At 68.6% G+C, this 9,331-nt stretch carries 8 protein-coding genes; 4 read left to right on the top strand and 4 right to left on the bottom strand.

What is annotated here, in order from left to right; all coding sequences use genetic code 11:
• Positions 1 to 2,204 (bottom strand): hypothetical protein (locus tag VMJ70_13935; GenBank protein HTO92225.1); only part of this gene is annotated, 2,204 nt, incomplete at its 3' end.
• 358 nt (positions 2,205 to 2,562) lie between these two features.
• On the opposite strand from VMJ70_13935, the gene VMJ70_13940 reads away from it, so the two are divergent.
• Positions 2,563 to 3,816: a SpoIIE family protein phosphatase gene (locus VMJ70_13940; protein HTO92226.1), complete on the top strand. Its 1,254-nt coding sequence runs from the start codon at positions 2,563 to 2,565 to the stop codon at positions 3,814 to 3,816.
• On the opposite strand, the gene VMJ70_13945 is transcribed toward VMJ70_13940, so the two are convergent.
• A complete protein-coding gene (locus VMJ70_13945; protein HTO92227.1) occupies positions 3,746 to 4,432 on the bottom strand; it encodes a hypothetical protein in 687 nt (228 codons plus the stop codon). The two genes, VMJ70_13940 and VMJ70_13945, sit on opposite strands and share 71 nt — an antisense overlap.
• A gap of 57 nt (positions 4,433 to 4,489) precedes the next feature.
• Between VMJ70_13945 and VMJ70_13950 the strand changes: the two genes are divergently transcribed.
• Entirely contained in the window at positions 4,490 to 6,334 is a 1,845-nt protein-coding gene (locus VMJ70_13950) for a TRAP transporter large permease subunit (protein HTO92228.1), read from the top strand.
• Positions 6,335 to 6,342: 8 nt separating this feature from the next.
• Here VMJ70_13950 and chrA read toward each other — a convergent pair whose 3' ends face one another.
• Entirely contained in the window at positions 6,343 to 7,500 is a 1,158-nt protein-coding gene (gene chrA, locus VMJ70_13955) for a chromate efflux transporter (GenBank protein ID HTO92229.1), read from the bottom strand.
• 61 nt (positions 7,501 to 7,561) lie between these two features.
• Positions 7,562 to 8,167, bottom strand: a complete 606-nt coding sequence (locus VMJ70_13960) for a thioredoxin family protein (protein ID HTO92230.1) — start codon at positions 8,165 to 8,167, stop codon at positions 7,562 to 7,564.
• A gap of 124 nt (positions 8,168 to 8,291) precedes the next feature.
• On the opposite strand from VMJ70_13960, the gene VMJ70_13965 reads away from it, so the two are divergent.
• Positions 8,292 to 8,567 (top strand): MoaD/ThiS family protein, encoded by a 276-nt coding sequence (locus VMJ70_13965; GenBank protein ID HTO92231.1) that lies wholly within the window; start codon positions 8,292 to 8,294, stop codon positions 8,565 to 8,567.
• A 2-nt stretch (positions 8,568 to 8,569) separates the two neighbouring features.
• On the top strand, positions 8,570 to 9,331 hold a 762-nt coding region (locus tag VMJ70_13970; GenBank protein ID HTO92232.1), incomplete at its 3' end, for a hypothetical protein.

Below are 9,331 nucleotides of genomic sequence, written 5' to 3' on the forward strand. Positions count from 1 at the left end.
ACTCCGCGCACCAGATAGTCCACGCGCGCGATCGCCGTCCTCTCGCCATCGAGCGTCGCGGTCCAGCCGGGAAACCAGGCGTCGGCGATCACCAGGAATGCCGGCGCCGGAGCGTTGATCGCGAGGCGCAATCGGTCCGGCGAGTCCTCGAGCCAGCGGAGCCGGCAGGCGAGCGAGCCCCGATAATCGCCCGCGAACGCCGGGGCGTCCGCCAGGGCCTGCTCCGAGGCGCGAAACGAAGGCGAGAACAGCGCGTCCATCACCCGCTCGCGGCTCCCGGGCGCGGTGACGTGGGGCACACAGTAGGCGCGATCACGGGCGTGCTTCAGCCGAATGACGATCGGCCCATCGTGCGACGAATCGCAATTGCTCCACAGCTCGCTGCGCTCGGGCGTGGAACCGGGAACCGTCGCGTAGCGAACCGCGAGAGCACACAGTGCCTCGTAGTGGAGCGGCAGGCCCGCCGCCATCAAGGCCGCCCAATCTCGATAGATCGAGCCGTGAACGCCGCCCGCGCACCGGGCGCGCCAGCTCACCCAGTCGTTGGAAGGCGGCGGGTCCGACTCGAGCGGCAACGCGCGCGACCGCGGATCGGCGGCGGCGAGCCGGGCGATCTCGGGCGCCGGAGGAGCCTCGAGTCGATCGGTGGCGCCGGAGGTTCGCAACAGGAATGGCACGCTCACCGATCCGAGGTCCACCGAGTGAAGCGCGAGCGCCAGCATCGAGAGCGCCGGCAGCCATCGACCGCGTCGCGCGAACAGTCCCAGCGTGCAGGCCAGTCCGAGCAGCAGACCGCGCGCGGCCAGATCGAGCGCGGACCGGCCGGCCGCGCCACGCGCCAGCTCCAGGCTCAAGTGTGGACGATAGTCGCGCGACAGGCCGGCGATCAGGTCGCGAAGCGGCGTGAACGCCACGAGCAGTCCGGTGAACAGCGCGAGACTCGCACTCGCGCACAGGGCGACCAGCGCACGACGCGTCCGCTCGCGTCCCTCGAGCGCGTGAGCCACCCGCTCCCAGCCCAGCGCCGAGAGCTCGATCAACGCGAGATCGGTCATCACCAGCCACACCACCGACACGCGGAAGTTCGCGAACAGCGGCAGATGCTCGCGCAGCCAGAGATCGAGACCACCGAGATGCGAGCCCAGCGACAGCAGGATCCCGGTCGCGGCGGCGCCCGAGAGGAGGAGCACCGCGCTTCCCTCGCGCCGGCCGATTCGCGGCCAGGCCAGAAGCGAGAGCCCGCAGATCAGCGTACCGGCGAACTGCGGGAAATCGGTCTTGCGAAGTCCCCCCCAGTAGGTGGCGCCGCCGAACCCCACCGCCCGCGGCCAGGCGAGCGAGAGGAGGTCGCGCCACGACTGGCTGAAGTCGGCGACGTCGCGCGCATCCACGCCGCCGGGCCCGCCGCGAACGGATAGGGCGGCGTAGCGGAGGGCCGGCCACCACGACGCCGCCCCCATCCCGAGCCCAAGGACCAGGGACAGACTCAGCCCCGCCAGGGGGGAGGCCCGCCGGAAATGAATCGCGCGCTCCACCGCGAACGCGACCGACAGCGCGAGCCCGGCGGCCACCATCTGCGGATGTCCGTGGAGACACTGGAGGCCGAGCAGCACCGCGAACCCCCACTGTGCCCAGGACCTCGGCACTCGGCTTGCCGCGGCGAACTGGGCATGAACCAGCAGCAGCTGCGCCGGAATCAACGAGGCGCTGAGAAACTGTGCATCGTGTCCGAACGTGAACGGGACGATGAGGCCGGGCATGAGTGCCCAGCCGAGGCCCGCCCAGATCATGGCCTCGGTCCCGGCCGCCCACAGCGCGCGAGAGAGCAGCGCGGTCGACAGGATTCCGGCCAGGTCCGCGAACAGGGGGACGAGCAACGGCGGCAAACCGCTCCACGCCCGCAGGCGTTCCCAGACATCGAGGGCCAGATCGGGCAGGTACTGAGGGCGCTGGTCGGCGAGGCTCGCGGTCGCCGGGAGGCCGAAGAAGACGTAAGGGTTCCAGAACGTCCGTTGATGCAGCGCGATCCAGCGTTCACGAGAGAATTCGGAGAAACGCCGGAACAGGGTGGCGTCGCCGAAAAGGAAGGACTGGTGCGCGAGGAGCTGGGGCGAGTACAGCACCAGCCAGCAGACGGCCAGCACCAGCAGCGCTCGAGTCGGAGACTCGGCGCGCGGAATTGCAGCAACCGGCGCGTGCTTCATGGGCCGGCTGCGCTCGCGAGGACCAGCGGTCATCGGAGGGGCAGGTCCCGTCTCGGTTTTGGGCTTCCCGGTCGGAAGCGTCCGGGCGCTGAGACGGTGGATGAAGTGAAATCGTTGCAAGGCGGGGGAGGCGCGTTGGGTCGTCGCGACCAACGCGGGGGGATCGAGCCACGAACGCGCCGGCAGTGGGAACGAAGCACCGTCTTCGAGGGCACGATTTCTCTCGGGCCGTGCACGTCCCTGCGACATGTCCCGCGTCTCAAGTGAAAAGCTCTTCCGAGGCATGACACCGGACCCCGGCGGAGAGAGCCACACTCGGAGCGTCACCGCGGGGAGCCCGATGGAACAGGCAGTCGGCATGGATCAAGGATCGGATCCGAGGCGGGTGGAGGCGCGGGGCGAGCCACGCGCCGAGCGGCGTTCGGCAACCACGCGGCAGGCGAGCTCCGGTCGCGCCTCGGCGTGGGCGGCCGCGGCGGCTTTACTGGTCGCGGCGTTCCTCACCGATTACTGGACCGGCGAGGAAGTGTCGTCATCGCTCTACTACGTGGTCGCGGTGAGCTTCGCCGCCTGGTTCCTCGGTCGGAAACCCGGCCTCGCCATGGCGCTCCTCGGCAGTCTGGCCTGGCTGCTCGCCTACTTCCTGGTCGGACATCCGTTCTCGCGCACCGCGATCCTGGTCTGGAACCTGATCGCGGAGTTCTCGATCTACACCGCCGCCGCCCTTACCCTGGGCTCCCTGCGCTCCTCGCTGCGCAACGCCCAGGCGCTGGCCCGAAGGCTCCAGGTCTCGAATCTGGCGCTCGATCGCGAAACCCAGGCGGTGGGCAGACTCCAGCGCGAAATGCTGCCGCCCGAGCCGCCGCCCATCCCCGGCTATAGCTGGAGCGTCCACTACGAGACCAGCACGCGCGCCGGCGGCGACTACTACGATTTCGCGACGCTGCCGGATGGCCGGGTCGGAATTCTGATCGCCGACGCGACCGGCCACGGTGCGGCCGCCGCGGTGCTGATGGCGATCACCCGCACCCTGTTCCATCAGCTGGCGGTCGAGGCGCTGCCGCCCGATCGCCTGCTGGCCGGGATGTCGCGAGAGCTGGATCGGCTGCTACCGTCGGGATGGTTCGTAAGCGCCGGCTACGTCGAGCTCGAGCCCGCGAGCGGCACGATTCGTTACTCGCTCGCCGGGCACGACCCGCCGCTGCTGTTGCGAAGTGGCGCCGATGAGCCGCAACGTCTCCCCGCGTGCGGCGGCACGCTGCTCGGGCCATTCGCCCGGTTGCCGTTCGAGTCGTGCACCCGGCAGCTCGAGCTAGGCGACCAGCTCATCCTCTTCACCGACGGCCTGACCGAAGCGGAAGATCCCGACGGCAATCTCCTGGGTCGCGAAGCGGTGGAGGAGACGCTGATGGGTGCGGCGTCGCACGAGCCCGATGAAATCCGGAACCGACTGCTCGAACGGGTCGCCCGGCACCGCGCGGGACGACCCGCCGGAGACGATGTCACTCTGCTGATCCTGTCGAGAAGACCGGCTCCCTCGGTCAGTAGCCGAGCACCGTTCCGATCCGGAGCAGCAGTTGATCGGTGGTCCGCGCCTTCCGTTCGGCGTTGACCGCGGTCCCGCTGGTCGTGACTTGATCGGGCAGCACGTACATGTGTCCGCCTCCCGAGCGATATTCGACGCTCAGCTCGACCGATTCCCCGTGGCTGACGTGCTTGCGGATCCCCGCGCCGCCCGCCCAGGCGAAGGCGATTCGCGAGTCGCCATACTTCGCCTCGTAGGGCAGTCCTCCGACCGTGCCGCTCAAGTTGCTCGCCGTCCAGTAGGTGTTGAAGCCCACGGTGCCGAAGATGAAAGGGTTCATCGCGCCGCCGCGCTTTCCGAGTTCGGGGCCGATGCCGAAGTAAAGCGTGCCGTTCTTGGTCTCGAGCGAGAGCTTGTCGTTGGCACCGATGTTGGACTTGGGAACGTCCTGGGTGCGCGAGAAGTTGTAGATGAAGCCGAGGCTCGAGCGGATCGCCAGCGGCTTCGCGGGATCGAGGTAAGTGAGATTGGTGCCGTCGAGTCCGATGCCGAAACCAGCAACCTTGCCCCAGTCTCCCAGGGGAAAGTCGGCCATGGTGTAGCCGCCGGCCAGATACGATCGCTGCGACGCCGCATGCACGACGACCGGCATGAGCGCGATCGCAGCCAGCGCGCTCCCGAATCCGATTCGAGCCAAACGCATGTGCTCCTCCTCATCGTTCGTCCGGGGGCTGAGTTGCTCGGGCCGAGGCATGATACCTTGAAACGCGTCGTGAGCGCCGCCTCGTCGCCGTCATCCGACAACCGAGTCGTCACCACACTCCGCAGACTCGAAGGCGGCGTGCTGGTCGCGGCTTTCGTCCTCTCGATGATCCTGCCGCTGATCGACACGATCGGGCGGCCGTTCGGCGGCCTTTTTCTTCCCGGCTCCGCCACCTATCGCGCCCAGCTCACGCTGTGGCTCGCGTTCCTCGGCGGACTGCTCGCCACCCGCGAGCACCGTCACCTGACGCTCTCGACCGCGGAAGCCATCGGTCACGCGAAGATTCGCGATGCCGCCCGGCAGTTCTCGTCTTCGATCGCGGCGGCGGTGTGCGCGGTGCTCGCCTACTCCGCGGCGGGAGTGGTGGCGGCCGACCGCGAGCAGGGCCTGCGGCTCGCGATCGGCATTCCCGCCTGGTGGACGGAGTGCATCATGCCGGCGGCGCTCGGCCTGATCGCGCTACGGCTGGCGCTCGGGGCCGCGGATCGCTGGAGCGGCCGCTGGCCGGCGTTCGTCGCGATCGCCGCGGCCTTCGCGCTCGGGCTGGCGCCCGGTCTCGGCCACGCGCTCGCGATACCGATTCTGGCGCTGATCGTGCTGGCGGCGCTGGTGGGAGCGCCAGTGTTCGTCGCCATGGGCGGCATCGCGCTGGTGTTGTTCTGGAAGGACGGCGTGCCGGTATCGGCGGTGACCGCCGAGATCTACCGCCTGATGGTCTCGCCGACGCTGCCCGCGATTCCGCTGCTCACCGCCTGCGGCTACGTGATGGCGGAATCGAACGCCGCCAGCCGGCTGGTGAGGTTCTTCCGAGCGCTGTTCGGCTGGATGCCCGGCGGCATCGCGATCCTGGTGGCGGCGGTGTGCGCGGTATTCACCACCTTCACCGGTGGCTCGGGCGTCACCATCATGGCGCTCGGCGGCCTGCTCTATCCGATCCTGCGTGAAGAAAGATACCCCGAGAGCTTCTCGCTCGGGCTGGTCACCGCGGCCGGCAGCCTCGGGCTCCTGTTTCCGCCCAGCCTGCCGGTGATTCTCTACGCGATCGTCGCCAACGTGCCCCCCGACTCGCTGTATCTCGCCGGCCTGATTCCCGGTGTCTTGCTGGTGGCCATCGTGGCGCTCTACGGCATGCAGGTCGGCCAGCGAGTGGGCGCGCCGCGCCATGCCTTCTCGCTCCGCGAAATGCTGGCCGCGCTGTGGGCGGCCAAGTGGGAGCTGGCCATTCCGGCGGTGGTGGTGGTGCTGTTCGCCACCGGGCTCGCGACCATCGTCGAGGCCTCGGCGGTGGCGCTACTGGCCGCGATCGTGATCGAGTGCTTCATCATGCGCGACATCCATCCGATTCACGCGCTGCCCGGCGTGCTGGTGAAGGCCGGAGTGCTGTGCGGCTCGGTGCTGATCCTGCTCTCGAGCGCGCTCGGGCTCACCAGCTGGATGGTGGATGCGCAGATCCCCAGTGCGCTGCTGGCAGCCGTGCGCACGCACATCCACTCGCCGCACGTGTTCCTGCTGGCCCTCAACGTGGTGCTGCTGGTGCTGGGCAGCGTGCTCGAGATCTACTCGGCCATCATCATTCTCGCGCCGCTGGTGGCGCCGATCGGTGCGGCCTTTGGCATCGATCCCGTGCACCTGGGCGTGGTGTTCCTCGCCAACCTCGAGCTGGGATTCCTGTTTCCGCCGGTCGGTCTCAATCTGTTCCTCTCCTCGTCGCGCTTCGACAAGCCGCTGCCGCAGCTCTACCGGTACGTCGTGCCTTTCCTGCTCATCCTGGGCGGCGGCGTACTGATGATCACCTACCTGCCGCAGATGACCACCGGGATCCTCCGACTGCTCGGGAAATAGCACGACCCTCACCGAGCGAGGTGAAACGGAACCGCGAGCAGCCCGAGCAGGGCCCCGGCCAGCATCAGCCACACCGGATTGATGCGAAATCGGAACAACGCGAACCCGCTTGCCGCGAACAGGAGCGCGGTCAGCGCGTCGTGGATCGCGGCGCGACCCAGCTGCCAGGTCACGACCGCCATCAAGGAGAGCGACGCGACGTTGACCCCGTCGAGGAATGCGCCGGCCGACCGCGACCCTCGAACGCGCGCCACCCATGGCCCGCTCAAGGCCACGAACACGAACGCCGGCAGGAAGATGCCGATGGTCGCCAGAACGGCACCTGGAGTTCGACCCAGCAGGTAGCCGACGAACGTGGCGGTCGAGAACACCGGGCCGGGCGTGATCTGGCCGGCGGCGATCGCGTCCATCAGCTGCGACTCGGTGAGCCAGTGCCAGCGCGCGACCAGATCGGCGCGGAGGAACGCGAGCAGCACGTAGCCGCTGCCGAACAGAATCGCCCCGACCTTGAGAAAGAACAGGAACAGCGCGCCGAGCCCGAATCCGGGTGCCGCCGCCGCCGGAAGCGCCAGCAGGAGAGGCGCAGCGCCGTCGCGCCCGTGGGTCCCCGCGCCCCAGCCGGGACTCGAGCGCACCAGCATCGCCAGCGCCCCCGAGCCCGCGAGCAGCACCAGCTCGTTCAAGCCAAGGAAGCTGGCGGTGGTTCCGGCCATCGCCAGCGCGATCAGGTCCCGGCGGCGCAGCGCGCTGCGCGCCAGCCCCACCAGCGCCTGGAGCACTACCGCGATGATCACCGGGCGGACACCGTAGAAGATGCTCCGCCCCTCGGGGAGCGAGCCGTAGCGCACGTAGGTCCAGGCCAGCGCCCAGGTGATCAGGCAGGCCGGAACGATGAAGCACGTGCCCGCGATCAGCAGCCCGCGCCAGCCCGCGCGGCGATACCCAACGTGGATCGCCACCTCGGTGGAATTGGGGCCCGGAATGAGCGCGGCAGCGCCGATCAGGTCGAGGAATTCCTCGCGCGTGAGCCACTGGCGCCGGCTCACGAGCTCGTGGTCCATCATGCCGATATGCGCGGCCGGCCCGCCGAACGAAGTGGCGCCCAGCCGGAGGAAGACCAATCCCAGCTCGCGGAGCCGCGAGGATTTCGATCGGGGCTCGCTCACGAGACGTTCCGCGCCGCGGCCCGAGCAGTTCGTTCTCGGGCCTGGAAGCTGGAACGCGAGGCTACCGAACCGCCTTCGCCGCCGCCAGAATCCAGTTCAGCGCCTGGTCGGCGCTGGAGTAGCCCTCGGCGACCATGGATCGGCCGCTGCGTGGCGAGAACACCACCAGAGTGGGGAAGGCCTCGACCTGGAAACGCTTCTGCAGCTCGTCGACATCGGGCGGATTCTCTCCGTCCTCCCTCACCCGATCCACGATCGAAACCGGGATGACCGCGTCGAGGAGCAGCTGACCCCGGTCCTGGTCGTCGAAGACTTGCCGTTTCATCGCCTGACAGGGTCCACACCACACAGCATTGAAATCGATCAGGATCGGTTTGCCATCGTGTTGCGATTGCGCCATGGCATCCTCGAGCGTGGTCCAGCGGGACCGAGACTCCGACTCCGAGCCTGCGCTCGGAGCCAGGCCGGGATACGGGATCGGCGCCCGAACCACCGAATCGGCAAGGTTCGGTGAGGAACCGCCCGGAGCGCTTGCGGCCACTCGGGCGTCGTGGCGGGAGGCCGGGGTACGCGAGAGCAACCAGCCGGTGACGAGCAGGACGGCCAGGAGAAACAAGGCCGTCCAGGGCCTCACGCCCCAGGCGAAGCTCTTGGGTATTCGAACCATCAGGCTCACCCTCCCGCTCCGGAGTTATCGTCACCATCGGCCCCGGACTTGGGGGCGTTCCGCGCCGGCTCTCCGCGATCATGGACTTCCATTCGAATCGCATTCGTGGAATCCTGTCAATTGCATGTCGGTTACCGTCTACATTCCCGGTATGCTTCGCCCGCGCTGTGAAGGCGCGCGCCATCTCACCGTCGAGGCGGCGAGCGTCCGACTCGCGCTGGCGGAGATCGAGCGGCGCTTCCCGCAGCTCTACCTCGGCATCTGTGAGGAAACCGGCGCCGTTCGGCGTCACGTCAACCTGTTCGTGAACGTCACCAACGTGCGCGATCTCGACGGCGTCGAGACGGCGCTGGCGAGCGGCGACGAACTCACCATACTGCCCTCGGTCTCAGGAGGCTGATCATGTCGGAGCGCGTGTATCTCGCCATCGGCACCCGGAAAGGCATGTTCGTCGCAGAGGGCTCGAAGTCGCGCGGCAAGTTCGAGCTGCGCGGCCCATTCGGCCCCGGCGTCGCGGTGTATTCGACGCTGATCGACACCCGCGGGACTCCACGCTTCTACGGTTCGAGCTGCAACGCATTCTTCGGCATGCGGGTTCTCCGCTCGACCGACTTGGGGCACAGCTTCAAGGACACCAAGTCCGCGCCGACGTTCCCCAAGGACGACGGCCGCGCGCTCGCCAACATCTGGTCGCTCGAGCCCGGGCCCGGCAAGAAGGAGCTGTGGGCGGGAGTCGAGCCGGCCTCGCTGTTCCGCAGTCCTGATGGCGGCGACAGCTGGGAGATGGTGCCGGGCATCAGCAATCACGAGCACGCGCGCAAGTGGAACCCGGGCGCGGGCGGCTTGTGCATGCACACCATCATCCGGGACGGCGATCGCGTGCACCTCGGCATCTCGACCGGCGGCCACTACCTGAGCGAGGACGGCGGCAACACGTTCGTCGCCTCGAACCAGGGTGTGGGGGCCGGATTCGCTCCGGATCCGTATCCCGAATTCGGGCAGTGCGTGCACAAGATCGTGCGTCACGACGACGCCCCCGGCCGGCTCTACATGCAGAACCACGGCGGCTGGGCGAACTGGGACGGCCCCGGCGGCCCGCGCCCCGACATCGGCGTGCTGCGCAGCGACGATCACGGCAAGTCCTGGCGCTCGATCGCGAAGGGG

Source organism: Candidatus Sulfotelmatobacter sp. (genome assembly GCA_035498555.1).
GTDB lineage: Bacteria > Eisenbacteria > RBG-16-71-46 > RBG-16-71-46 > RBG-16-71-46 > DATKAB01.

What these genes read in the sequence shown, in the direction of transcription:
- VMJ70_13940 (HTO92226.1), top strand. Translation starts at nt 2,563, where the DNA reads ATGGATCAAGGATCGGATCCGAGGCGGGTGGAGGCGCGGGGCGAGCCA.
- VMJ70_13945 (HTO92227.1), bottom strand. Translation starts at nt 4,432, where the DNA reads ATGCGTTTGGCTCGAATCGGATTCGGGAGCGCGCTGGCTGCGATCGCG.
- VMJ70_13960 (HTO92230.1), bottom strand. Translation starts at nt 8,167, where the DNA reads ATGGTTCGAATACCCAAGAGCTTCGCCTGGGGCGTGAGGCCCTGGACG.
- VMJ70_13965 (HTO92231.1), top strand. Translation starts at nt 8,292, where the DNA reads ATGTCGGTTACCGTCTACATTCCCGGTATGCTTCGCCCGCGCTGTGAA.